Annotated in this window: 19 protein-coding genes and 1 pseudogene; 13 read left to right on the top strand and 7 right to left on the bottom strand. The window is 72.5% G+C overall.

Annotated elements, in window-relative coordinates; genetic code table 11:
• Window positions 1–304: 304 nt before the first annotated feature.
• Window positions 305–1,333, bottom strand: coding sequence for an SGNH/GDSL hydrolase family protein (locus AY578_RS13135; protein WP_137210459.1), 1,029 nt, complete (start codon window positions 1,331–1,333; stop codon window positions 305–307).
• 243 nt (window positions 1,334–1,576) lie between these two features.
• On the opposite strand from AY578_RS13135, the gene AY578_RS13130 reads away from it, so the two are divergent.
• Window positions 1,577–2,965, top strand: a complete 1,389-nt coding sequence (locus AY578_RS13130; protein WP_019522675.1) for a cystathionine beta-synthase — start codon at window positions 1,577–1,579, stop codon at window positions 2,963–2,965.
• 525 nt (window positions 2,966–3,490) lie between these two features.
• Here the strand turns inward: AY578_RS13130 and AY578_RS13125 are convergent.
• Together AY578_RS13125 and AY578_RS13120 are read right to left on the bottom strand one after the other, a co-directional pair.
• Window positions 3,491–3,916, bottom strand: a complete 426-nt coding sequence (locus AY578_RS13125; protein WP_019522676.1) for a hypothetical protein — start codon at window positions 3,914–3,916, stop codon at window positions 3,491–3,493.
• A 113-nt stretch (window positions 3,917–4,029) separates the two neighbouring features.
• Window positions 4,030–5,742, bottom strand: coding sequence for an LCP family protein (locus AY578_RS13120; protein WP_215188730.1), 1,713 nt, complete (start codon window positions 5,740–5,742; stop codon window positions 4,030–4,032).
• Window positions 5,743–6,024: 282 nt separating this feature from the next.
• Between AY578_RS13120 and AY578_RS13115 the strand changes: the two genes are divergently transcribed.
• Window positions 6,025–6,867, top strand: coding sequence for a MurR/RpiR family transcriptional regulator (locus tag AY578_RS13115; protein ID WP_019522678.1), 843 nt, complete (start codon window positions 6,025–6,027; stop codon window positions 6,865–6,867).
• Window positions 6,868–7,014: 147 nt separating this feature from the next.
• A pseudogene (locus tag AY578_RS13110) lies at window positions 7,015–7,598 on the top strand (hypothetical protein).
• 353 nt (window positions 7,599–7,951) lie between these two features.
• On the opposite strand, the gene AY578_RS13105 reads toward AY578_RS13110, so the two are convergent.
• Window positions 7,952–9,349 (bottom strand): type III PLP-dependent enzyme domain-containing protein, encoded by a 1,398-nt coding sequence (locus AY578_RS13105; protein WP_215047941.1) that lies wholly within the window; start codon window positions 9,347–9,349, stop codon window positions 7,952–7,954.
• A gap of 119 nt (window positions 9,350–9,468) precedes the next feature.
• Here AY578_RS13105 and hutU point away from each other — a divergent pair, with 119 nt between their 5' ends.
• From hutU to hutI, 4 genes are all read left to right on the top strand, one after another.
• The gene (gene hutU, locus AY578_RS13100) at window positions 9,469–11,133 is read left to right on the top strand and encodes a urocanate hydratase (RefSeq protein ID WP_258902379.1); all 1,665 of its coding nucleotides are present in this window, start codon (window positions 9,469–9,471) and stop codon (window positions 11,131–11,133) included.
• 116 nt (window positions 11,134–11,249) lie between these two features.
• Window positions 11,250–12,452, top strand: coding sequence for an allantoate amidohydrolase (locus AY578_RS13095; RefSeq protein ID WP_136239197.1), 1,203 nt, complete (start codon window positions 11,250–11,252; stop codon window positions 12,450–12,452).
• Complete coding sequence (locus tag AY578_RS13090) at window positions 12,449–13,792, top strand: formimidoylglutamate deiminase (protein WP_019522683.1); 1,344 nt, start codon at window positions 12,449–12,451, stop codon at window positions 13,790–13,792. The genes AY578_RS13095 and AY578_RS13090 overlap by 4 nt, the downstream gene beginning before the upstream one ends.
• 32 nt (window positions 13,793–13,824) lie before the next feature.
• The gene (gene hutI / locus AY578_RS13085; protein ID WP_215188728.1) at window positions 13,825–14,997 is read left to right on the top strand and encodes an imidazolonepropionase; all 1,173 of its coding nucleotides are present in this window, start codon (window positions 13,825–13,827) and stop codon (window positions 14,995–14,997) included.
• Between the two features lie 87 nt (window positions 14,998–15,084).
• Here hutI and AY578_RS13080 read toward each other — a convergent pair whose 3' ends face one another.
• Window positions 15,085–15,999, bottom strand: coding sequence for an RNA polymerase sigma factor SigF (locus AY578_RS13080; RefSeq protein ID WP_026243486.1), 915 nt, complete (start codon window positions 15,997–15,999; stop codon window positions 15,085–15,087).
• A gap of 250 nt (window positions 16,000–16,249) precedes the next feature.
• Here AY578_RS13080 and AY578_RS13075 point away from each other — a divergent pair, with 250 nt between their 5' ends.
• A complete protein-coding gene (locus AY578_RS13075; RefSeq protein WP_019522686.1) occupies window positions 16,250–16,627 on the top strand; it encodes an STAS domain-containing protein in 378 nt (125 codons plus the stop codon).
• A 242-nt stretch (window positions 16,628–16,869) separates the two neighbouring features.
• On the top strand, window positions 16,870–17,436 hold the full coding sequence (locus AY578_RS13070; protein ID WP_215188400.1) for an ATP-binding protein: 567 nt from the start codon (window positions 16,870–16,872) through the stop codon (window positions 17,434–17,436).
• 660 nt (window positions 17,437–18,096) lie between these two features.
• On the opposite strand, the gene AY578_RS13065 is transcribed toward AY578_RS13070, so the two are convergent.
• Window positions 18,097–19,593: an oligopeptide:H+ symporter gene (locus AY578_RS13065; protein WP_019522688.1), complete on the bottom strand. Its 1,497-nt coding sequence runs from the start codon at window positions 19,591–19,593 to the stop codon at window positions 18,097–18,099.
• Between the two features lie 531 nt (window positions 19,594–20,124).
• On the opposite strand from AY578_RS13065, the gene AY578_RS13060 reads away from it, so the two are divergent.
• Window positions 20,125–20,802 (top strand): response regulator transcription factor, encoded by a 678-nt coding sequence (locus AY578_RS13060; protein ID WP_019522689.1) that lies wholly within the window; start codon window positions 20,125–20,127, stop codon window positions 20,800–20,802.
• 34 nt (window positions 20,803–20,836) lie between these two features.
• A complete protein-coding gene (locus tag AY578_RS13055) occupies window positions 20,837–22,111 on the top strand; it encodes a sensor histidine kinase (protein ID WP_019522690.1) in 1,275 nt (424 codons plus the stop codon).
• A gap of 43 nt (window positions 22,112–22,154) precedes the next feature.
• Here the strand turns inward: AY578_RS13055 and AY578_RS13050 are convergent, their stop codons facing one another.
• Window positions 22,155–22,649 carry a GtrA family protein gene (locus tag AY578_RS13050; protein WP_037953372.1) on the bottom strand — a complete coding sequence of 165 codons (495 nt, stop codon included), beginning with the start codon at window positions 22,647–22,649 and terminating at the stop codon, window positions 22,155–22,157.
• 164 nt (window positions 22,650–22,813) lie between these two features.
• On the opposite strand from AY578_RS13050, the gene AY578_RS13045 reads away from it, so the two are divergent.
• Together AY578_RS13045 and purE are read left to right on the top strand one after the other, a co-directional pair.
• Window positions 22,814–23,953 (top strand): 5-(carboxyamino)imidazole ribonucleotide synthase, encoded by a 1,140-nt coding sequence (locus AY578_RS13045; RefSeq protein ID WP_026243489.1) that lies wholly within the window; start codon window positions 22,814–22,816, stop codon window positions 23,951–23,953.
• A complete protein-coding gene (gene purE / locus AY578_RS13040; RefSeq protein ID WP_026243490.1) occupies window positions 23,950–24,474 on the top strand; it encodes a 5-(carboxyamino)imidazole ribonucleotide mutase in 525 nt (174 codons plus the stop codon). Before AY578_RS13045 ends, purE begins: the two co-directional genes overlap by 4 nt.
• Window positions 24,475–24,484 lie beyond the last annotated feature (10 nt).

Genomic DNA, 24,484 nt, shown 5'->3' with positions numbered 1-24,484 from the left:
GCCTCGGACGGCTTCGCTTTCGGCGACCGTGACTGAAGCGCCTGTCGAGGGGCGCGGGGAACTGCGCGATCGGCCACGGAGGTCCCGCGCCCGGCGTCGGCGGGGGGCCGCCGCGCCCACCCTCCCCCACTCTCGGCTTCGCTCGAGCGGGAGGTACCCCCATCGCCCTCGGGGTACCTCCCAGGCCCTTGAGGCACTGGGGGAGGCACGACTGCCCGCAGCCGGGGCGTCCCTCAGAGGCGCGGGGAACCGCGCGACCAGGCACCTACGACCCGCACCCGCCGCCGCGGAGAAGCGAGGTGGGTCACGGGGACGGCTGCGTGGACGGTTCCGGTTCGGATTCCGTCACCCGGCGGCGCCGACGCCGCTTCAGGAGGGCCCACGCGCCCCGAGGCCCCGTCGGCATCGCCGCCGTGACCTCCGTACCCGCCTCCGACGCGGCCTCCGCCGCCGCCCGCGCCACCGGCAGGAACCCCTCGCGGCGCGCCGCGTCCGGCCGCTCCTCCTCCGCCGGCCACAGCCCCAGCGCCGCGCACACCGTCGGCAGCACCGCCATCGCCGCCGTCGCGTACCCCTCCGCCGAGGGGTGGTAGCTGTCCGGGCCGAACAGCTCCCGCGGGTTCGCCGCGAACTCGGGGCCCAGCAGGTCGCCCAGCGACACCGTGCGCCCGCCCTGCTCGACCACTCCGATCGTCTGCGCCGCCGCGAGCTGCCGTGAGGCGCGGCGGGCCAGCCAGCGCAGCGGCTGCCGTACCGGCTCGATCGTGCCGAGATCCGGGCACGTGCCGACCACCACCTCCGCGCCGGCCGTCCGCAGCCGCCGCACCGCCGCGGCGAGGTGGCGCACGGAGCGGGTGGGCGGCATGCGGTGGGTGACGTCGTTGGCGCCGATCATGATCACGCAGATGTCCGGCACCCGCGACGGGTCCGCGAGCGCCCGGCTCACCTGCCGGTCCAGGTCGTCCGAGCAGGCTCCCGGCACGGCCACCGTGGACAGCCCCACGGGCCGTTCGGCGATCGCCGCCACCCCGGAGGCGAGCAGCGCGCCCGGCGTCTGCCCGGCCCGGTGCACGCCCTGCCCGGCCGCCGTGGAGTCGCCCAGCATCGTCAGCCGCAGCGCCGGCTCACCCGGCACCGTGTAGGAGGCCCCGTAGAGCCCGTCCGCGTTGGGCACGTGAGGAGTCGTGCCGTTGCCCACCCGGCGCCGGGCAAGCTGCATCTCCGCGAGCAGCACCCCCACGGCCGCCGCGCCGGCCAGCCCGATCCCCCCGCCGCCGTACGCGGCGCCGGCCGCGATGCGCCGGGCCACCCGCGCCCTCGACAAGCCCGTCATGCTCGCCGCCACCTCCTCGTAGCCGTACACCCAGTGCTTGCCCCGTACGGACGGTGGTCCAATCCCGACGGGGAGTGAACGACCCGGCCGGGTCCGGCTCCGGGAAGGGCTGGGGGTCTTTCGTTTGGGTCAGGTCGCTGTGAGGCGCGGTGCGTTCCCGGCCGGCGCCGGGGCGATCCGACGAAAGGCCCTAGGCTGGCATCACCACCACGACCACCTCTTTTGCAGCATCCGGAGACAACGGTGCAATTCCACGACTCGATGATCAGCCTCGTCGGCAACACCCCGCTGGTGCGGCTCAACAGCGTGACCAAGGGCATCAGGGCGACCGTCCTGGCCAAGGTGGAGTACTTCAACCCCGGCGGCTCCGTGAAGGACCGCATCGCCCTGCGCATGATCGAGGCGGCCGAGAAGAGCGGCGAGCTGAAGCCCGGCGGCACGATCGTCGAGCCGACCAGCGGCAACACCGGCGTCGGACTCGCCATCGTGGCCCAGCAGAAGGGCTACAAGTGCATCTTCGTCTGCCCGGACAAGGTCTCGACGGACAAGATCAACGTCCTGCGCGCGTACGGCGCCGAGGTCGTCGTCTGCCCCACCGCGGTGGCCCCCGAGCACCCCGACTCCTACTACAACGTCTCCGACCGGCTGGTCCGTGAGACGCCGGGCGCCTGGAAGCCGGACCAGTACTCCAACCCGAACAACCCCTTGTCGCACTACCACTCCACCGGCCCCGAGCTGTGGGAGCAGACGGAGGGGAAGATCACCCACTTCGTGGCGGGCGTCGGCACCGGCGGCACCATCTCCGGCACCGGCCGCTACCTCAAGGAGGCCAGCGACGGCCGCGTCAAGGTGATCGGCGCGGACCCCGAGGGCTCGGTGTACTCCGGCGGTTCCGGCCGTCCGTACCTGGTGGAGGGCGTCGGCGAGGACTTCTGGCCGACCGCCTACGACCGTGACGTCGCGGACGAGATCGTCGCCGTCTCCGACAAGGACTCCTTCCAGATGACCCGCCGCCTCGCCAAGGAGGAGGGCCTGCTGGTCGGCGGCTCCTGCGGCATGGCGGTCGTGGCGGCGCTGGAGGTGGCCTCCCGGCTCGGCGAGGACGACGTCGTCGTCGTGCTGCTCCCGGACAGCGGCCGCGGCTACCTCAGCAAGATCTTCAACGACGAGTGGATGGCCGACTACGGCTTCCTCGAGGACTCCGGTCCGAGCGCCCGCGTCGCCGACGTCCTGGACGACAAGGAGGGCGGCCACATCCCGTCCCTCGTCCACATGCACCCGGACGAGACCGTCGGCCAGGCCATCGAGGTGCTGCGCGAGTACGGCGTCTCGCAGATGCCGGTCGTCAAGCCGGGCGCCGGCCACCCGGACGTGATGGCCGCAGAGGTCGTCGGCTCGGTCGTGGAGCGCGAGCTGCTGGACGCGCTGTTCAGCAAGAGCGCGTCGCTGGACGACCCGCTGGAGAAGCACATGTCGGCGCCGCTGCCGCAGGTCGGCTCCGGTGAGCCGGTCGCGGACCTGATGGCGGTGCTGGGCAAGGCGGACGCGGCGATCGTGCTGGTGGAGGGCAAGCCGACGGGTGTGGTGAGCCGTCAGGACCTGCTGTCCTTCCTCGCCAAGACCGGCGCGTGAGGTAGCCGTCCGCGGCGGGTGGGTGACCGATCGCGCAGTTCCCCGCGCCCCTGGGGGCGATGGGGTTCGATGCCGTCTGCGGCGGGGTGGGGGGCTTGGCGCGCAGTTCCCCGCGCCCCTGGGCGGGATGCGGTGGACGCGCCCCGAAGGGGCGCGGGGAACTGCGCGCGCAACCCAGGACGACCCGCACCCGGGTCCCGGACCTCAGGAGCGCGGTCCGTCCCGTGCGGGACTTCCCGTAAGTGGTACGAGCGCGTCACGCCCGCGCAGCACTCGGTTAACACAGCTCCGGCACAGTGGTGGATGTCGGCGGGACGGGAGCGGCTCCCCGTTCCGGCCGGCGGCTCACACGGCGTCGAAGGACCTCCGGAGCGGCTCCCGGACCTCCATGGACGCCTGTGAAACGCACTACGCCCGTGGCGCAGCGCGTGTTCGCGGGGACCGCCGTCGTCCCGCCCCCCGGCAACGGGGGTGCGGCGGTCCCCGCGCACATCTCTTTCCCGGCGCGTACGCCGGTTCCGCCGCTCAGTCCTCCCAGGCGTCGTCGTCCCGCGCGGGGCGGCGGCCGCCGAACAGACCCGGGTTGGTGCGCACGGCCTGGACGACGTTCACGCCGACGATCCCCGCCCAGGCGACCAGCAGGCCGGGCAGGTGGGCCACACCTCCGCCGATCGCGGACAGCGGCACGGCCAGCACCAGCGACACGATCCCGAAGCCGAACCGTTCGCCCCAGGAGTCCGTGGTCTTCGGCTCCCGCGCGTCCCGCGCCGACGTCAGCCGCTGCTCGGCGAGCTGCCGGCGGACCCGGCGCTCCACGGCGCCGTCGATGCGCTGGTCGACCTTCTCCAGGAACGAGTCGACCAGGGCGGACTCGTAGTCCTCGCCCAGTTCCCTGCGGGCCTGCAGGGAGGCGTGGAGTTCCTTCTTCAGCTCGGCGTCCCGCGCGTCCATTCCGGTCATGCCTCACAAGGTAGGCACGCGGGAGGCGGACCGCACTGGGGGTAACCCCCGTTCCCGCCCTCGGGCGGACCGCCGTTCCCCAAGTGCCGCACGCCGTCCCGGCCTCAGCCCTTGCACATCTTCTCGTCGGCCCTCGACTGCGGGACGTCGACCTTCTTGGGCGTCGAGACCGGAACCCCGGCCCCCTTGAAGTCGGGGCCGAGGGTCAGCGTCATCGGCGCCTCCCCGCCGGCCTTGGCGGTGGGCTTCATCGCGGCGGCGGGCAGGCCCATGAGATCGGCGAGCTTGCGCGCCTGATCGGCCTGGTCCGGGGCGTAGACGAGCTGGGTGCGGGTGACCTTCGCGGGTGCGTTGCCCTGGTTCGCCGAACGGGACACCCCCTGGCTGGTCTGCAGCCAGGTGACCGTGTCCCCGGCCGCGCCCTGCGGGCCGCCGCCGTTGAAGACGTCGACGCGCACGGCGGACGCCTCGGCCCGCGCGCCCTTCAGCAGCGCGGCCTGCTTGTCCTTGGCCTTCTTCTGCTGCTTCTTCACCTCGGTGAACGACACGTCGTCCTGGAGCATGGAGAACACCTGCGGCGCCTTCACCGGGTCCGGGACGACGGTGACGGGCTTCGGCTCGTCCGGGTTGTCGACCACCGGGAGCGTCATCAGGGTGATGTTCTTCAGGTCGATCTTGCCGAGTTCCTTGGCGAGGGTGAGCAGCTTGGCGGGACTGCCGATGCCCTTGTCCACGGTGAGGGACTTGGTGGCCGCGTCGGCGACGTCCAGCAGCTTCGACGGGCTGCTGAGCGTGTCCTCCTTGAGGCGGCGCATCATCGACGCGACGAACTTCTGCTGCATCCCGATCCGGTCCAGGTCGCTCTCGTTCTTCAGACCGTGCCGGTTGCGCAGGAAGGACAGCGCCTCCTCGCCCTGGATGGTGCTCCTGCCCTCCGGCAGGTCGAGCTTGGTGCCGCCCGAGGTGTCCTTCAGGGGCTCCTCCAGGCACACCTCGACGCCGCCGACCGCCGTGGACAGCGTCTTCACGGCGTTGAAGTCGAACATCATGAAGTGGTCCACGTCCAGGCCGGTCAGCTGCTCGACCGTGCGCATGGTGCAGCCGGGGTCGCGGCCCTCGACGCCGTACGACTCGTTGAACCGGGTGGTGCCGTCCGAGCCGGGGATCGTCTTCGTCGTGCCGTCGGACTGCCGGGTCTCGCAGTCCGGTATCTCGGTCATCAGGTCGCGCGGGATGCTCACCACCGTCGCGTTGGAGCGGTCCCCGGCGACGTGGAACAGGAGCGTGGTGTCGGCGTGCCCGGTGACGTTGTCCCGGTTGCCGTACGCCTCGTTGCCCTCGCCGGTGCGGACGTCGTTGCCGATGACGAGGATGTTGGCCGGGCCGTCCCCGAGGACCGTGGCGCTGCCGACGTCGCCGATGTCGACGGTGTCGATGTTCCCGCCCAGGCGGTCCCACCAGTAGTACGCGAACGCCGAGCCGCCGACGAGCACCAGGCCCATCACGCCCCCGGTCCACATCAGCGCCTTGCGCCGGCCGGACCTCTGCGGCTGCTTGCGTTTGCGGCGGTGCGTGTCGCGGGGGCCGTCGGGCGCGGTGTCGCCGTCCCGGCCGGGCGGGCCCGGATCGCGCTCGCGTGGGCCGCCGGGCCGCGGGCCGGGCGCCTGCGGGGTGCGCTGGCGCGGCACCGAGGGCGCCGGAGGTGCCGGCGGCGGCCCGCCGTCCAGTCTCAGTTCGTAGTCACCGGTCTGCGGATTGAGCACCCACTGGTCGGCGGGATCGGCCCCTTCCGCCCGCCCACGACTCTGCGCGTCCACGCCCCCACCCACTCCTGCGCCCTGTGCCCTGTGGGGCACCTGAGTCCAAATTGCTTACATGTTCGACGACTTACGCTATCCGGCCGTTCCCGGACGCGCGGACCTCGTGGCGAAATCGTCGAGATCCGGACGTGTCCGGGAAGAGCATCCCGGAGGTGCGACATGGCGTGATCCGTACCGGGTCCGGCGCCCGCCCGGCGCGGTACGGCGTTCGCCTGTATAACGGCATGCAGAAGTCACGACGGATGAATGGGCCGGGGACGGCCGAGGGGGAGTCAGGTCATGAGCGGCACCGAGAGCCCCGCGGCGCGTCTCCAGGCGCTCTTCGAGGGGCACCGGCTGACGCCCACGCAGCGGCGCATCGCCCACAGCATGGTGCGGCGCGCCGCCGACGTGCCGTTCCTGTCGAGCGTGGAGCTGGCGGAGCTGGCCGGGGTGAGCCAGCCGTCCGTGACCCGCTTCGCGGTCGCCCTCGGCTTCGACGGCTACCCCGCGCTGCGCCGGTACCTGCGCGAGGTCGCGCCGGCCGAACCGGCCCCGGACACCGGCTCGTCCAACGAGTACCAGCAGGCCGTCGAGGCCGAGATCGAGAATCTGCGGCATCTCGCGGAGGTGCTGGCCGACCCCGAGCCCGTGCGGCGCGCGGGACGGGTGCTCGCGGAGAGCCGGCCGCTGCCCGTGCTCGGCCTGCGGGCCGCCGCCGCCCAGGCGCACGGCTTCGCCTACTTCGCCGCCAAGGTCCACCCGGACGTACGGCTGCTCAACGAGGGCGGCACCATGCTGCTCGACCGGATCGACGGGGCCGTGCGGGCGGGGGCGTCGGCGCTGCTGTGCTTCGCGCTGCCGCGGCATCCGCGCGAGGTGCTCGACGCGCTCGTCCACGCCAAGGAGTCGGGGCTGACCGTCGTCACCGTCGCCGACTCGCCCTTCGCGCCCGTCGCCAAGATGTCCGACCTGCTGCTGCCGGCCGCCGTCGGCACCGCGCTGGTGTTCGACACCGCGTGTGCGCCGATGCTGCTGGGGCGGGTGCTGCTGGAGGCCATGTGCGACGACCTGCCCGACGCGCAGGCGCGGCTCGAGGAGTTCGACACCCGGGCGGCGGCGCGCGGGCTGTTCGTGGAATGACGCGGGAGCCGTCCCCCGCGTCTTCTCAGAATCGTCTCAGCTTGCCCCGCTAGCGTCCGTGGCAGGGACTTCCCTCAAAGGCGTTCCACAGGTAAGGGACTTGCCACAGATGGACTTCCTCAGGAATCGGAAGACGGGAGGCTGGACGTGACGCGCGGAGGACAGGGGCTGGCCCGGGTGGCCGTCGTCGTACGGGCCGGGGCCGCGCCACTGTGGTGGCTGGGAGTCGTCGCCGCGGGCGCCGGGGCGTTCGTGCCGGGTCTGACCGGGCTGCGGATCGGCGCGCTCGGCGGAGCCGTGCTGTTCCTCGTGGCCGCGGCGCTGGTGGCGCTGACGCGGCGGGGCCGGTACCGCGAACTGGCCCGCGCGGCGGCCCGGGCGGGCCGGCACGACGTGCTGCAGGACCGCGCGGTCACCGCGCGCAACTGGCGCCGGGCGCACCGCTGGTGGCTGCTGCTCGCCTTCGTCGCAGCGCTCGGCTCGGCCCTCGCGGCGCCCGCCGCGGCCGGACTGCTGCTCGCCGGGTGCGGTGTGGGGCTGTGGCTGAAGGCGGCGTGGATCGGCCGCCTGGAGCGCGCCGACGACGTACTCCTGTGGGTCCGCGTCGACTGGCTCCGCAAGGGCGCGGGCCGCCCCGCCGGCCGCGCCGTCAAGGCCTACCGCACGACGGGCATCGCAGCGGGCGACGCGGCCCCGGCGGCGCGCGCCGGAAGCTGGCGACGGCGGCGTAGGCGACCGGCCCGGGCGCGGGTGAGGACCACGCGCCCGGGCCCCCACGGCCGGGCCGACCCGGCAGGCCCTGGCTGCCGTGCGCCGAGCCGCCTCGGCGAGCGGTCCCCGCCTCTCGCCGAGATGGCTCGGCCGGACCCTCCTGGTCAGGCGCGGCCGTGCCTGCACGTGAGTCGTGCCGTGCGCGAGAGTCGGCGACGAGGCACGCGTCGCCGTGTTCGTGTGCGGCCGTGCCCGCACACCTTCTGGTGGGCAGGAACCCGGCCAGGCTCTCGGGCGGGCGCTGTCCGGGGCGCAGGGCCCCGAAGGGAGCACGAGCGCCTGCCCCCGCCCCGGCCGGTCACGCCCGGGCGGCTCAGCGGAGGCCCGTCAGGGCGTCCGTGTGGGCTGCGCCCGACTCCGTGACGATTTCCTCGACCGGCTGGGCCGGGCGGACCGTCGCGAAGGTGATCTCGCCCGAGGGGGACTGGGCGTAGCCCACGATCGCCGGGCGCGGGAGCGAGTTGTACGCGTAGTGGTGCGCGAAGTAGTACGCGCCGGTGTCCAGCGCGGCCGCGTAGTCGCCCTGCTCCAGCAGCGGCAGCTCCTGCCCCTGCGCCAGCAGGTCGCCGGCGAAGCAGGCCGGGCCGGCCACGTCCTGGACGACCGCCGGGCCCTCCTTCGGCAGCCCCTTCGCGTCGTACGCCGCGATCCGCAGCGGCCACGATTCCGGCGCGTACACCGTGCGCGTCGCCACCTGCACGCCCGCGTGGGTCACCGCGACCGGACGGCCGCCCGCGCTCTTGGCGTACTCCACGCGCGTGACCACCGTGCCGTGCTTCGCCAGCAGGGACCGGCCGAACTCGGTGACCAGCCCGTACCGCCCGTCGAACAGCCCCGGCACCGTCTCCTTCAGCAGCCGCGCGTACTCCGCGTACGTCGGGCGGCTCTCCTCGGAGGCGAAGTTCACCGGCAGTCCGCCGCCGATGTCGAGGGTGTCGACCTGCTGCCGTCCGGCCCGCCGGTTGATCTCCTCCGCCAGCTCGTACGTCTCCGTGACCCCGCGCGCCATCATCGTCAGCGCGATGCCCTGGGAGCCCGTGTGGGCGTGCAGCCGGGTCAGCCACGGACGGTCCAGGTACGCCTGGACGACCCACTCCCGCGCGCCCTCGTCCCGCAGCGCCACACCGAACTTCGAGGTGGCCGTCGCCGTCGACAGCGCCTCGATGGAACCGCCCCCGACCTGCGGGTTCACCCGGATGCCCAGCGGCGAGCGCACCTCCGTGCCGGCCACCAGCGCGTCGATCCGCTCCAGCTCCTGCGGGTTGTCCGCGTTGACGGCGATGCCCAGCTCCAGCGCCTCCCGCAGCTCGGCGAGCGTCTTGGCGGGGGAGTCCAGCACCGTGCGTCCCGGCTCCACGCCCGCGGCGCGCGCCAGCGCCAGCTCGCCGGGGCTGGCCACCTCCGCGCCGATGCCCTCCTCGCGCAGCAGCCGCAGCACCGGCACCAGCGGGCTCGCCTTCACCGCGAACGCGTGCAGCACCGGCGTGCCGGGCGCGGTCACCGCCTCGAAGGCGTCCCGCAGGTCCGCCGCCGACTCACGGATGCCGGTGACGTCCAGCAGCCCCACGAGGGGCGCGTCGGTGTCGAGGAACCCCTGCTCCACGGCCGCCCGCACCGCGGCGTCCCGGCGGGCCGCCCGCCCGGCGGCCCGCGGGTCGGCCCCGGCCGTCACGTCGCCCGCCCTGTCACTCATCTGCTCGTTCGCGCGCATGCATCCAGCCAAACATCCCCCGGACGGCGGCGCCGACGCACCCCCTGTATTGACTAGCTCTATTCAGCCAGTGAGGATGTGAATATCTACAGACGTCCCCTGGCCCCTGGAGGCACCCCATGTCAGGACCCCGCCCCGTCCGGGCACCGCGCGGCACGGAACTGAGCGCCCTGGGATGGCAGCAGGAGGCCGCCCTGCGGATGCTGCAGAACAACCTCGACCCGGAGGTCGCCGAGCACCCCGACAAGCTCGTCGTCTACGGCGGCACGGGCAAGGCCGCCCGCGACTGGCGCTCCTTCGACGCCATGGTCCGCACCCTGAGGACCCTCAAGCAGGACGAGACCATGCTGGTCCAGTCCGGCCGCCCGGTCGGCGTGATGCAGACCCACGAGTGGGCGCCGCGCGTCCTCCTCGCCAACTCCAACCTGGTCGGCGACTGGGCGAACTGGGAGGAGTTCCGCCGCCTGGAGCAGCTCGGCCTCACCATGTACGGCCAGATGACCGCCGGCTCCTGGATCTACATCGGCACCCAGGGCATCCTCCAGGGCACCTACGAGACGTTCGCCGCCGTCGCCGCCAAGCGCTTCGGCGGCACCCTCGCCGGGACGATCACCCTCACCGCCGGACTCGGCGGCATGGGCGGCGCCCAGCCGCTCGCGGTCACCATGAACGACGGCGTGGCGATCTGCGTCGACTGCGACCCGCGCGCCATCGACCGCCGCATCGAGCACCGCTACCTGGACGTGAAGGCCGACTCCCTCGACCACGCCCTCCAGCTCGCCACCGAGGCCCGCGACGCCCGCCGCCCGCTGTCCATCGGCGTCCTCGGCAACGCGGCCGAGGTCGTCCCCCAGCTCCTCGCCATGGGCGCACCGATCGACATCGTCACCGACCAGACCTCCGCCCACGACCCCCTGGCCTACCTGCCCCTCGGCACGGCCTTCGAGGACATGGCCGACGCGGCCGCCAAGGACCCGGCCGGCTTCACCGCCCGCGCCCGCGAGTCCATGGCCACGCACGTCGAGGCGATGGTCAGCTTCCAGGACGCCGGTGCCGAGGTCTTCGACTACGGCAACTCCATCCGCGGCGAGGCCCAGCTCGCCGGGTACGAGCGGGCGTTCGCCTTCCCCGGCTTCGTCCCCGCCTACATCCGCCCCCTGTTCTGCGAGGGCAAGGGCCCCTTCCGCTGGGCCGCCCTCTCCGGCGACCCCGCCGACATCGCGAAGACCGACCGCGCGATCCTCGACCTGTTCCCCGAGAACGAGTCCCTCGCCCGCTGGATCACGATGGCCGGGGAGCGCGTCCACTTCCAGGGCCTGCCCGCCCGCATCTGCTGGCTCGGCTACGGCGAGCGCGACAAGGCGGGCGAGCGCTTCAACGACATGGTCGCGAGCGGCGAACTGTCCGCGCCGGTCGTCATCGGCCGCGACCACCTCGACTGCGGCTCCGTCGCCTCTCCCTACCGGGAGACCGAGGCGATGCTCGACGGCTCCGACGCCATCGCCGACTGGCCGCTGCTGAACGCCATGGTCAACGTGGCGTCCGGCGCCTCCTGGGTGTCGATCCACCACGGCGGCGGCGTCGGCATGGGGCGGTCCATCCACGCGGGGCAGGTCACCGTGGCCGACGGCACCGCCCTGGCCGGCGAGAAGATCCGCCGCGTGCTCACCAACGACCCGGGCATGGGCGTCATCCGGCATGTGGACGCCGGGTACGACATCGCGGAGTCGGTGGCGGACGCCAAGGGTGTGCGGGTGCCCATGCGTGAGGGTGACCCCGCGTGAGCCGGAACGGCAACTCTCCGGTGGGGGCAGTCGGGTCGTCGCCGACTGCGGGCTCGGCTGTGCCCACCCGTTCCGCCCTGCGGAACGACTGCCCACAGCCTGATTCGTTCCACGAGATGTGGCGGCAACTGCTCCCCGTGGGACGGAACTCCGCCAGCGGCGGCTACCGCCGGTTCGCCTGGACCGGGGCCGACGCCGACTGCCGGGACTGGTTCCGTGAGCAGGCCCGCCGCCGCGGCCTCGCCTACGAGGTGGACCGCAACGGCAACCAGTGGGCCTGGCTCGGCGACCCCGCCGAAGGGGACGCCGTGGTCACCGGGTCGCACCTGGACTCCGTGCCCGACGGCGGCGCCTTCGACGGCCCCCTCGGCGTCGTCTCCGCCTTCGCCGCCCTCGACGAACTGCGCCGCCGGGGCGTCCGCCCGGCCAAGCCCCTCGGCATCGTCAACTTCGGCGACGAGGAGGGCGCCCGCTTCGGGCTCGCCTGCGTCGGCTCCCGGCTCACCGCGGGCGCGCTCACCGTCGAGCAGGCCCACCGGCTCACCGACGCCGACGGCGTCACGCTCCCGCAGGCCATGGAGACCGCCGGCCACGACCCGGACGCCATCGGCCCCGACCCCGTACGCCTCGCCCGCATCGGCGCGTTCATCGAGCTGCACGTCGAGCAGGGCAGGGCGCTCGACCTCACCGGCGACCCGGTCGGCGTCGCGTCCGCGATCTGGCCGCACGGCCGCTGGCGGTTCGACTTCCGCGGCGAGGCCAACCACGCCGGCACCACCCGGCTCGCCGACCGGCACGACCCGATGCTTCCCTACGCCGAGACCGTCCTCGCCGCCCGCCGCGAGGCCGAACAGGCGGGCGGGGTCGCCACGTTCGGCAAGATGGCCGTCGAGCCGAACGGCGTCAACGCCGTGCCCTCCCTGGTGCGCGGCTGGCTCGACTCCCGCGCCGCCGACCAGGAGCGCCTGGACGCGGTGGTCGGCGGGGTGGAGCGGGCCGCCCGCGCCCACGCCGCCGCCCACGGCGTGCAGCTGGACGTGGAACGCGAGTCCTTCACCCCCGTCGTCGAGTTCGACCACGCCCTGCGGGACCGGCTCGCCCGCATCCTCGGCAAGGACGCCGCCCTGAAGGTGCCCGTCCTCGGCACCGGCGCCGGACACGACGCGGGAATCCTCGCCGGACGCGTCCCGACCGCCATGCTGTTCGTACGGAACCCCACCGGCGTCTCGCACTCCCCGGCCGAGTTCGCCGCCGAGGACGACTGCGTGGCCGGGGTCCTCGCCCTCGCCGACGTACTGGAAGGACTGGCCGCCCCGTGACCGCCACCCCGCGGACGTACTGGCTGGAGCACGCCTGGCTCGGCACCCATGTCGAGCCGGGCGTCGCCCTCGACGTGTCGGACGGGCGCATCGCCGCCGTCCGCACCGGCGTCCCCGCGCCCCCGCCCGGCGCCGAGATCCTGCGCGGACTGACCCTCCCCGGACTGGCGAACGCCCACAGCCACGCCTTCCACCGAGCCCTGCGCTCCACCGTCCAGGTCGGCTCCGGCACCTTCTGGACCTGGCGCGAGGTCATGTACGCCACCGCCGACCGGCTCACCCCGGACAGCTACCACGCCCTCGCCCGCGCCGTGTACGCCGAGATGGCGCTGGCCGGGATCACCTCCGTCGGCGAGTTCCACTACGTGCACCACGCGCCCGGCGGCACCCCCTACGCCGACCCCAACGCCATGGGCGAGGCGCTGATCGCCGCGGCCGCCGAGGCCGGCATCCGCATCACCCTCCTCGACACCGCCTACCTCTCCTCCGGCTTCGGACAGCCGCCGAATCGGCACCAGCTGCGCTTCTCCGACGGCACCGCGGACGCCTGGGCACAACGCTGTTCAGTTCTCAAGGAACGGGATCACGCGCGGATCGGGGCGGCGATCCACTCCGTGCGGGCCGTCCCCGCCGACCAGCTGGCGACCGTCGCCGGGTGGGCGGAGGAACGGCGCGCCCCCCTCCATGTGCATCTGTCGGAGCAGACCGCCGAGAACGAGGCGTGCCACGAGATCCACGGCTGCACGCCCACCCAGCTCCTCGCCCTGCACGGCGTCCTCGGCCCGCGCACCACCGGTGTGCACAACACCCACCTCACCGCCGAGGACGTCTCGCTGATCGGCGGAAGCTCCACCGGCACCTGCATGTGCCCCACCACCGAACGCGACCTCGCCGACGGCATCGGACCCGCCGTGGCCCTGCAGAACGAGGGCTCCCCGCTCAGCCTCGGCTCCGACAGCCACGCCGTCGTCGACCTCTTCGAGGAGGCGCGCGCGATGGAGCTGAACGAGCGGCTGCGCACCCGCACCCGCGGTCACTGGACGGCCGCCGCCCTGCTGCGCGCGGCCACCGTCGACGGGCACGCGGCGCTCGGCTGGGACGACACCGGCGTCATCGAGGCCGGGGCGCGCGCCGACCTCACCACCGTCGCGCTGGACTCGGTCAGGACAGCGGGGCCCCTGCCCCGGCTGGGCGCCGAGACGGCCGTATTCGCCGCGACGGCCGCCGATGTGCGGCACACGGTCGTCGCAGGCCGGCACGTGGTGCGCGACGGGGCGCACACGCTGGTCCCCGACGTGCCCGGAGCCCTGGCGCGGGCGATCCAGGACGTGCGCGCCTGACGACCCATGAGCACGCGACCCACGAGGACACCATGAGCGCCACCGTCATCACGAACATCGCCACGCTGGTCACCAACGACCCCTCCCTTCGCGACTCGGACCCCCTCGGCCTGGTCCGGGACGCGGCCGTCGTCGTCGAGGGCGACCGCGTCGTGTGGACCGGTGAATCCAGCAAAGCACCCCCCACTGACAACCGGGTCGACGCCGGCGGCCGCGCGGTCCTTCCGGGCTTCGTCGACTCCCACTCCCATCTGGTGTTCGCGGGCGACCGCACCGAGGAGTTCAACGCCCGGATGTCGGGCCGCCCGTACAGCGCGGGCGGCATCCGCACCACCGTCGCCGCGACCCGCGCCGCGAGCGACGCGGAACTGGAGGCCAACCTCACCCGCTACCTCGCGGAGGCGCTGCGGCAGGGCACCACGACCTTCGAGACCAAGTCCGGCTACGGCCTGACCGTCGAGGACGAGGCCCGCGCCCTGCGCATCGCCGCCGCCCGCACCGACGAGGTGACCTACCTGGGTGCACACATCGTCGCCCCCGAGTTCGCCGACGACCCGGCCGGCTACGTCGCCCTGGTCACCGGCGAGATGCTGAACGCCTGTGCCCCGCACGCCCGTTGGATCGACGTGTTCTGCGAGAAGGGCGCCTTCGACGGCGACCAGGCCCGCGCGATCCTCACCGCCGGCAAGGCGAAGGGACTGTATCCGCGCATCCACGCCAACCAGCTCTCGTACGGCCCCGGTGTGCAGCTGGCCGTCGAACTGGATGCGGCCAGCGCCGACCACTGCACCCACCTCACCGACGCCGACGTGGACGCGCTGGCGAACAGTTCGACCGTGGCGACGCTGCTGCCCGGTGCGGAGTTCTCCACCCGGGCCGCGTGGCCGGACGCCCGGCGGCTGCTGGACGCGGGGGTGACCGTGGCGCTGTCCACCGACTGCAACCCCGGCTCGTCGTTCACCTCGTCGGTGCCGTTCTGCGTCGCGCTCGCCGTGCGGGACATGGGGATGACGCCCGACGAGGCCGTCTGGGCGGCCACCGCGGGCGGGGCGGCGGCGCTGCGGCGCACCGACGTCGGCCGGCTCGTCCCGGGCGCGTACGCGGACCTGGTGATGCTGGACGCCCCCAGCCATGTGCACCTGGCCTACCGGCCGGGCGTCCCGCTGGTCACGGGCGTGTGGCGCAGGGGCGTACGGGAGGTCTGAGAGGCGGTGGGAAGACCCTGAAACTCCTCGAGGGCGGCCCGGAGGAACCGGGCCGCCCTCTGGAGGACGGACGTCACGCGGCCGGGATCACTCCTCGACCGTGAGGCCCTTGCGCAGCTTCACCAGCGTGCGGGACAGCAGACGGGAGACGTGCATCTGGGAGATGCCGAGCTCCTCGCCGATCTCCGACTGGGTCATGCCGGCGACGAACCGCAGCGACAGGATCTTCCGGTCCCGCGACGGCAGTTCGGCGATCAGCGGCTTCAACGACTCGATGTACTCGATGCCTTCGAGCCCGTGGTCCTCGTAGCCGATCCGGTCGGCCAGGGCGCCCTCGGCGTCGTCCTCCTCGGGCTGGGCGTCCAGCGAGGAGGCGGTGTACGCGTTCGACGCGGCCATGCCCTCGACGACCTCGTCGGTGGTGATGCCCAGCCGGTCCGCCAGCTCGGCCACCGTCGGCGCGCGGTCGAGCTGCTGCGCCAGTTCGTCACCGGCCTTGGCCAGGTCCAGCCGCAGCTCCTGCAGACGGCGCGGTACGCGCACGGACCACGAGGTGTCGCGGAAGAAGCGCTTGATCTCGCCGATGATGGTCGGCATCGCGAAAGTGGGGAACTCCACACCCCGCGTGTGTTCGAAGCGGTCGATCGCCTTGATCAGGCCGATGGTGCCGACCTGGATGATGTCCTCCATGGGCTCGCTGCGGGAGCGGAACCGGGAGGCGGCGAACTTGACCAGCGCGAGGTTCAGTTCGACGAGCGTGTTGCGTACGTACGAGTAGTCGTGACTGCCTTCGTCGAGCGACTCCAGGCGCTCGAACAGCGTCTTGGACAGAGCCCGTGCGTCGACCGGGCCCACCTCGTCGTACGGGGGGATCTCCGGGAGTCCGGCGAGTAGACCGTCCGGGACGACTCCCAGGTCGTCCTGCTCGATGGGATCCAGATGTTCCGGAGGGGGTGTCGACGTCGCTTCATGGGTAGGCGATGCGTCGAGCCGGGGTGACATGATGTCCTCCATCGTTCTCGGCATATGGCTGCCGAAGCCAATACGTGCACTGCGGTGTGCGGCGCCTCCAAAGCCGGCCGTGTCGGGTACGTGTTCGTACTAGCCCTACCGGCTGCTCGGAGCATGCCGCAAGTGCGTTCTGTACGGTTATGTCCGTTTGTGCGTGATTGTTAGAGTGTCGATGCGTGGCCGGAAGGCGTAATGTTCGAGAACGTCAGGAACAGCCACGACCTCGGGAGAGAGAGACGGCATGGACCGCGGGACGGTCGGCAGCGCACAGTCGGGCCGGCTTCTGGTCGAGGTGCGAGAAGAGGGCCCCAGTGCCGTCGTGACCCCGGCGGGTGAGTTGGACCACCACACCGCCGATCTGTTGCGGGAGCCACTGGAGGACTGCCTCGCCAAGGGTTTCAAGCGGCTCGTCATCGACTGCTCCCGGCTGGAGTTCTGTGACTCCACGGGGCTGAACGTGCTGCTCGGCGCCCGGCTGAAGGCCGAGGCGGGCGGCGGCGGGGTGGCCCTGGTGGGCATGCAGCCCGTCGTTGCGCGCGTGTTCGAAATCACGGGGGCGGACGCGGTGTTCGCCGTCCACGACACGCTCGAGGCGGCCCTGGCCGACGATTCGGCGTGACGCGGGCGGGCAGGCCGGGCGGGGTGCTCGTGACGCATCCGCCGGCGGCGGGGGGCTCCCGGCGCGTCTTTTCGTGCGAACACGGGGGTGTTCCGTCGGACGGGTCGGGCAGGAGACACCCTGTACGTCCCGGACGCGGTGGTCGGGAGGGTGCCGAGAACCCTTCGGGCCGTCCGCGCGTGACCGGCCGAGTACGGAAGATTTTGCATTGTGAACTGGTGACACGGTGAGGTGAAGCGCTGATGAGCACCACCCGGCCCTACTCGCCGGGCGACCGCGGTCCGGAGCCCAGCGGCGCTTCCGGGACGCCCGGGGGCGCTGCACCGGCCGCAGGCGCCCCGGACGGCGGTGTGGCCACGCCGGCCACAGACCCGGCGTCCCCACCGGGGCCGCCCGACGGCGCACAGGTGCGCCGGCTGAGCTTCGAGGACCAGAGCGGGGTCGTGCCGCTCGCGCGGGACTTCACCCGGCAGGCGCTGTACGACTGGGGGTGGCTGCCGGCCGCCACGGCCGATCGGCGGGCCGCCGCCGAGGACGTCCTGCTCGTCGTGTCCGAGCTGGTCACCAACGCGTGCCTGCATGCCGAGGGGCCGGATCTGCTGACCATCACCTGCGACCGCAAGGTGATCCGTCTCGAGGTCACCGACCGGGGGACGGGGCAGCCGTCGCCCCGGACCCCCCACCGTGCGGGGCGGCCGGGCGGGCACGGCATGTTCATCGTGCAGCGGCTGTGTCTGGACTGGGGGGTTCAGCGCCTGCCCGACGTTGCGGGGAAGACGGTCTGGGCCGAGCTGGGCACGCCGTCGTAGTCGTCGGGGCGCCTCCCGACGCCCGGTACGCGCCGGCCTCCAGGACCCTGAGAGGGTTCCCGGAGGCCGTTTCGTTTTCCGGACGGGCACGCTGTACGCGCCTGAGCGCCCGCAGAACGCCCGGGCCCCGCCTCGGACCCGCCCCATCGGCTTTCAGGCCGCCACGGCCCCGTCTGAGCGCCGCCAGCGCCTGGACGGGGAGCCCGCGCACCCGGCGTCGCAGGGGTGCTTGCCGCGTGACGGCGGGGCTGTTCCAGCGGCGGTGGCGGGAACGCCGTTCAGGGGCGCGGGGAACTGCGCGCTCAGCCACGGACGTCCCGCACCCGGCGTTGACGGGGTGCCGCTGCGCCCACCTGTGCCGCCCTGCGGCACGATTGCCTGCAGCGGCGGCGGAGGCGTCCTTCAGGGGCGCGGGGAACTGCGCGCCCAGCCACGGACGTCCCGCACCCGGCGCTGACGGGGTGCCGCTGCGCCCACCCGTGCCGCCGCTGCGGCACGATTGCCCGCAGCTGGGGCGTCCCTCAGGGGCGCGGGGAACTGCGCGATCGGCCACCGACTGCCCGCACCCGGCGCTGACAAGGTGCCGCCCCCCTCACGCCCGAAGGGCCCCCAGCCGAGGCTGGGGGCCCTTCGTTCAGTACGACGTGCGTCACACCCGCATCAGCGGACATCCCCCATCAGGGACTTCACCTTGTTGCGGTACATCCACACCGCGACGCCCGCCACGACCGCGAGGGTCGCCTCCAGGGCGACGATGCCCGACTTGTTCAGGTCGACGCCGGCGATGGACAGCAGGCCCGTCGTGGCGTCGCCGGCGGTGACGGCGAGGAACCAGACGCCCATCATCTGCGAGGCGTACTTCGCGGGCGCCATCTTCGTGGTGACCGACAGGCCGACCGGGGAGAGCAGCAGCTCGCCGACGGTCTGGGTGAAGTAGATCGCCACCAGCCACAGCGCGGCCGCCTTGTGACCGCCCTCGGCGATCGACAGCGGGGCGAGGAACAGGAAGAACGAGACGCCGACCAGCATCAGACCGGACGAGAACTTCACGATCGTGCTCGGCTCCTTGCCGCGCCGGTTCAGCGCGAGCCAGATCCAGGCGAAGACCGGAGCCAGCGCCATGATCAGGACCGGGTTGACCGACTGGTACCAGGAGACCGGGAAGTCCCAGCCCAGCACGCTGTTCTCGGCCGACGAGTCGGCGAAGATCGACAGGGTCGAGCCGCCCTGGTCGTAGATCATCCAGAAGATCGCCGCGGCGACGAAGAACCAGATGTACGCGGACATCTTCGACTGCTCGGCGCGGTCGAGGTCCTTGTCGCGCTTGATGCGCGCCAGCACCATCACCGGGATGATCACGCCGAGCAGGGTCAGCGGAACCAGGATCCAGTTCAGGGTGTAGTGGCCGGAGAAGCCGACGATCGCGTACGCCACGACGGCGATGCCCGCCCACAGCGCGGCCTTGCGCAGCGTGGAGGCCTTCTCCTCGGCCGACAGCGGCTTCGGGACGACGCTGGACTGCGCGTCCAGGTGACGGCTGCCCAGCAGGAACTGGGCGAGGCCCAGGCCCATGCCGAGCGCGGCGAGCGCGAAGCCCAGGTGCCAGTTGACGCTCTCACCGACGGTGCCGATGATCAGCGGCGCGGCGAAGGCGCCGAGGTTGATGCCCATGTAGAAGACGGTGAAGCCGCCGTCCCGGCGCGGGTCGTCCGGGCCCTTGTAGAGCTGGCCGACCATCGTGGAGATGTTGGCCTTCAGCAGACCGGAACCGATCGCGACGAGGCCGAGACCGCCGTAGAAGGTGCCCGAGAAGGGCAGGGCCAGCGTCAGGTGGCCCAGCATGATGACGCCGCCGGCGACGGCGACGGTCTTGCGGGGGCCCCAGACCCGGTCGCCGAACCAGCCGCCGGGCATGGCGAGCAGGTACACCAGCGACACGTACACCGAGTAGATGGCGGTGGCGGTGCCCGCGCTCAGACCGAGACCGCCCGGCGCGACGAGGTACAGCGGGAGCAGAGCCCTCATGCCGTAGTAGGAGAAACGCTCCCACATCTCGGTCATGAAGAGAGTGGCCAGTCCGCGGGGGTGGCCGAAGAAGGTCTTCTCGGAACCGGGGGTGCCCGGGGTCACCGAGTCCTTCGTCAGGCTGGACGCCATGGTCGTTCCTTGCTGTCGGGACGCGTCGCGCGAGACGGGTACGCGCCCGGTGGGGGGCTGGCCGGCACCGGCGGGCCGTACCGTCCGCCCCACGCCTGGGGGGGGGTGCCGCCCCGGATCACGGAGCGGCGGACGGCGACCACCGGGATCCACGCCCCCGCCGTGCGTCCACGCACGGCAGCGGCCCGGCCACAGGTCATTCCTTCAGGGACCGGCAGCGTGAGCCGGCCCGCACACAAAAGAGACCCTCAGCGTCAACTGCCGCCAAAGGTCCCCGTGGTGCAACAGGCGTTGACTCACCATACGGCAGGACACGGGCGGATATGGAAGGACTTGAGACGCGAATCACAGGTTTCGAAGGAACCGTGATCACCTATTCGAAGGTCCTCACAGCATCGCACCTCGCACCCGCAGGTACGAATCGGGGAACGGAGAGTAAGGGGAGAGGTGAGAATCGGGTGAGACGGCGGTAAGAGGCAAGCCCGCCGATCACACCCCTGCGGCTCGGGCCACGGGTCTACCATCATCCGCATGACCCGTGTACTGCTCGCCGAGGACGACGCGTCCATCTCGGAGCCGCTGGCCCGCGCCCTGCGCCGGGAGGGCTACGAAGTCGAGGTGCGTGAGGACGGACCCGGCGCCCTGGACGCCGGAATGCAGGGCGGCGTCGACCTGGTCGTGCTGGACCTCGGGCTGCCGGGGATGGACGGCCTGGAGGTCGCCCGCCGGCTCCGCGCCGAGGGGCACACAGTCCCCCTGCTGATCCTCACCGCGCGAGCCGACGAGGTGGACACGGTCGTCGGCCTGGACGCGGGCGCCGACGACTACGTCACCAAGCCGTTCCGCCTCGCCGAACTGCTGGCCAGGGTCCGGGCCCTGCTCCGGCGCGGCGCCGCCGAGCCGCAGCAGCCGCCCGCCACCCACGGCGTGCGCATCGACGTCGAGTCGCACCGCGCGTGGATGGGCGACGAGGAGCTCCAGCTCACCGCCAAGGAGTTCGACCTGCTGCGGGTGCTGGTGCGCGACGCGGGCCGGGTGGTCACCCGCGACCAGCTGATGCGCGAGGTCTGGGACACCACCTGGTGGTCCTCCACCAAGACCCTCGACATGCACATCTCCTGGCTGCGCAAGAAGCTCGGCGACGACGCGGCCAACCCCCGTTACATCGCCACCGTGCGCGGCGTGGGCTTCCGTTTCGAGAAGAGCTGAACCCCGCCGGGGTTCCACCGCCGGGTAAGAGAACATGCGCCGCCGTCTGATCCAGTCCACGCTCGCCGTGGTCCTCGTCGTGATCGCCGTCTTCGGGGTCTCCCTGGTGATCGTCGAGACCCGCACCATCACCGAGACCGCCAAGGAGCGCGTGAAGTCCGAGGCGGTGCGGCTGGCCAGCATCGTCGACAGCCGTCTGCTCGTCGAGGACAAGGTCACCGCCGAGATCATCGGCGACCAGATGCCCGACGACCGGTACGCCGTCGTCCGGATCCCCGGCAAGCCGCCCATCGAGGTCGGCTCCAAGCCGGACGGCGACGTCATCAGCGCCACGGCGCCCGGCGAGGAGGGCGAGACGGTCACCGTCCAGGAGCCGCGCTCCGCGGTGACCGAGGAGGTCGGCCGCACCCTGCTGATCATCGGTTTCCTGGCGCTGCTCGCGGTGATCGCGGCGGTGCTGCTGGCGATCCGGCAGGCCAACCGGCTCGCCTCCCCGCTGACCGACCTCGCCGAGACCGCCGAGCGCCTCGGCTCCGGCGACCCGCGCCCCCGCCACCGCCGCTACGGCGTCCCCGAGCTGGACCGGGTCGCCGACGTGCTGGACGCCTCCGCCGAGCGCATCGCGCGGATGCTGACCGCCGAGCGGCGGCTCGCCGCCGACGCCTCCCACCAGCTGCGCACCCCGCTCACCGCGCTGTCGATGCGGCTGGAGGAGATCACCCTCACCGACGACCCGGACACGGTGAAGGAGGAGGCGACGATCGCGCTCGCGCAGGTGGAGCGGCTGACGGACGTGGTGGAGCGGCTGCTGACCAACTCCCGCGACCCGCGCACGGGCTCCGCCGTCACCTTCGACCTCGACGAGGTGATCAAACAGCAGCTCGCCGAGTGGCGCCCCGCCTACCGCAGCGCCGGCCGGGCCATCGTGACCTCCGGCAAGCGGAACCTGCGGGCCGTGGGCACACCGGGCGCGGTCGCCCAGGTGCTGGCCGCGCTGATCGAGAACTCGCTCATGCACGGCGGCGGCACGGTCGCCCTGCGCACCCGGGTCACCGGCAACCAGGTCGTCGTGGAGGTCACCGACGAGGGCCCCGGCGTGCCCGCCGAGCTGGGGTCGCGGATCTTCGAGCGGGCGATCAGCGGCCGCAACTCCACCGGCATCGGCCTGGCGGTCGCCCGTGACCTCGCGGAGGCGGACGGCGGCCGGCTGGAGATGCTCCAGGCCAAGCCGCCCGTGTTCGGCCTGTTCCTGTCCCGCACGCCCCCGCGGAAGGACCCCGGCGAGGAGCCCCCCAGGCCGGTGCGCTGAGCCGCGCGGCGGTCACACGAGGCGGGGAGGGGAGGGACGGCCGCTACGGCACGCGCTGCCGGAGCCGCTCCCCGGCGACGGTGGCGCCGCCGCCCGCCACGGGCTTCTCCCGCACCGGCAGGGCGCGGAACACCCACGAGCGGTAGGACCAGAAGCGGAACAGCGTGCCGAGGCCGATGCCGAGGAACTTGAAGATGTTGCTCTGCAGGGAGCTGTCCCAGCCGAAGCCGTACGTCGCCGTGTAGAGCACGCCGTTCTCGATCACCAGGCCGATGACGCTGAACAGCAGGAACAGCGACATCTCGCGGGTGCGCCGGGACTTGTCGCGGTCCCGGTAGGTGAAGTACCGGAAGCCGAGGTAGTTGAAGACGATCGCGACCACGGTGGCGATGACGCTCGCGCGCACCACCTGGAGGTCGGTCGCCTGACGGACCAGGTTGAACACACCGAGGTTGACCAGAACCCCGGCTCCCCCCACCGCGCCGAACTTGGCCACTTCACGGAAGAGCCGTCGAAGCCCCGAGGAACCTTGTTCCATCGCCCACAGGCTCCCGTCGGTCGAGTGTGTCAACTCCGCCATGCTAACCACCCGGACGCGCGATCTTCCTGCGGACGCCGTGTCGCACGGGCCTCATGGGCCCCTTCCGTCCCGGGGGACGGGCGGGAATCGGCCACCCTGGCGTGGGCGGATACCCTGGGGTCGTGACGTTCCCGGTAGTCGGCATGGTCGGCGGCGGTCAGCTCGCTCGTATGACACACGAGGCGGGCATCCCGCTCGGCATCAGGTTCAAGCTCCTCAGTGACACCCCGCAGGATTCCGCGGCCCAGGTGGTGGGCGACGTCGTCGTCGGCGACTACCGCGACCTGGACACACTGCGTGACTTCGCGCGCGGCTGCGACGTGATCACCTTCGACCACGAGCACGTGCCCACCGAGCATCTGCGGGCCCTGGAGGCCGACGGCGTGCCCGTCCGCCCCGGGCCCGAGGCGCTGGTGCACGCCCAGGACAAGGGCGTGATGCGCGCGAGGCTCGACGCGATCGGCATCCCCTGCCCACGCCACCGCATCGTGTCGGACCCGGCCGACGTGGCCGCGTTCGCGGCGGAGGGCGAGGGTTTCCCCGTCGTCCTCAAGACCGTCCGCGGCGGCTACGACGGCAAGGGCGTGTGGGTCGTGGACTCCGAGGCGGAGGCCGCCGAGCCGTTCAGGGCCGGGGTGCCCGTGCTCGCCGAGGAGAAGGTCGACTTCGTGCGCGAGCTGGCCGCCAACGTGGTCCGCTCCCCGCACGGCCAGGCCGTCGCCTACCCGGTGGTGGAGTCGCGGCAGGTGAACGGCGTGTGCGACACCGTGATCGCGCCGGCGCCGGACCTCGACGAGGAGCTGGCGCTGAAGGCCGAGGAGATGGCGCTGACCATCGCCAAGGAGCTCGGCGTGGTCGGCCACCTCGCGGTGGAGCTGTTCCAGACCCGCGACGGCCGCGTCCTCGTCAACGAACTCGCGATGCGCCCGCACAACTCCGGCCACTGGAGCCAGGACGGCGCGATCACCTCGCAGTTCGCCAACCACGTCCGCGCCGTCCTCGACCTCCCGCTCGGCGACCCGCGCCCCCGCGCGAAGTGGACGGTGATGGTCAACGTCCTCGGCGGCGACTACCCGGACATGTACTCGGCGTACCTGCACTGCATGGCGCGCGACCCCCAGCTGAAGATCCACATGTACGGCAAGGACGTGAAGCCCGGCCGCAAGGTCGGCCACGTGAACACCTACGGCGACGACCTGGACGACGTGCTGGAGCGCGCCCGTCACGCAGCCGGCTACCTGAGAGGCACGATCACCGAATGAGTCCTGTCGTTGGCATTGTCATGGGGTCGGACTCCGACTGGCCCGTCATGGAAGCCGCCGCCAAGGCCCTCGACGAGTTCGAGATCGCCTACGAGGTCGACGTCGTCTCCGCGCACCGCATGCCCCGCGAGATGATCACGTACGGCGAGCAGGCCGCGGACCGCGGGCTCAAGGTGATCATCGCGGGCGCGGGCGGCGCCGCCCATCTGCCCGGCATGCTCGCCTCGGTGACCCCGCTGCCCGTCATCGGCGTGCCGGTGCCGCTGAAATACCTCGACGGCATGGACTCGCTGCTGTCCATCGTGCAGATGCCGGCCGGCGTCCCGGTCGCCACCGTCTCCGTCGCCGGCGCGCGCAACGCGGGCCTGCTCGCGGCCCGCATCCTCGCCGCCCACGACGAGGAACTGCTCGGCCGCATGCGGGACTTCCAGCAGGAGCTGAACGACCAGGCGGCCGAGAAGGGCAAGCGGCTGCGCGCCAAGGCCGAGGGCTCCGGCGCCGGCTTCGGCTTCGGCAAGTGAGCGGGGTGGA

This window comes from Streptomyces thermocarboxydus, from assembly GCF_024760485.1.
In the GTDB taxonomy this organism is placed as follows: domain Bacteria; phylum Actinomycetota; class Actinomycetes; order Streptomycetales; family Streptomycetaceae; genus Streptomyces; species Streptomyces cellulosae.
Note: the sequence above shows the minus strand (reverse complement) of the source record. Positions and strands in the feature narration are given on the sequence as shown.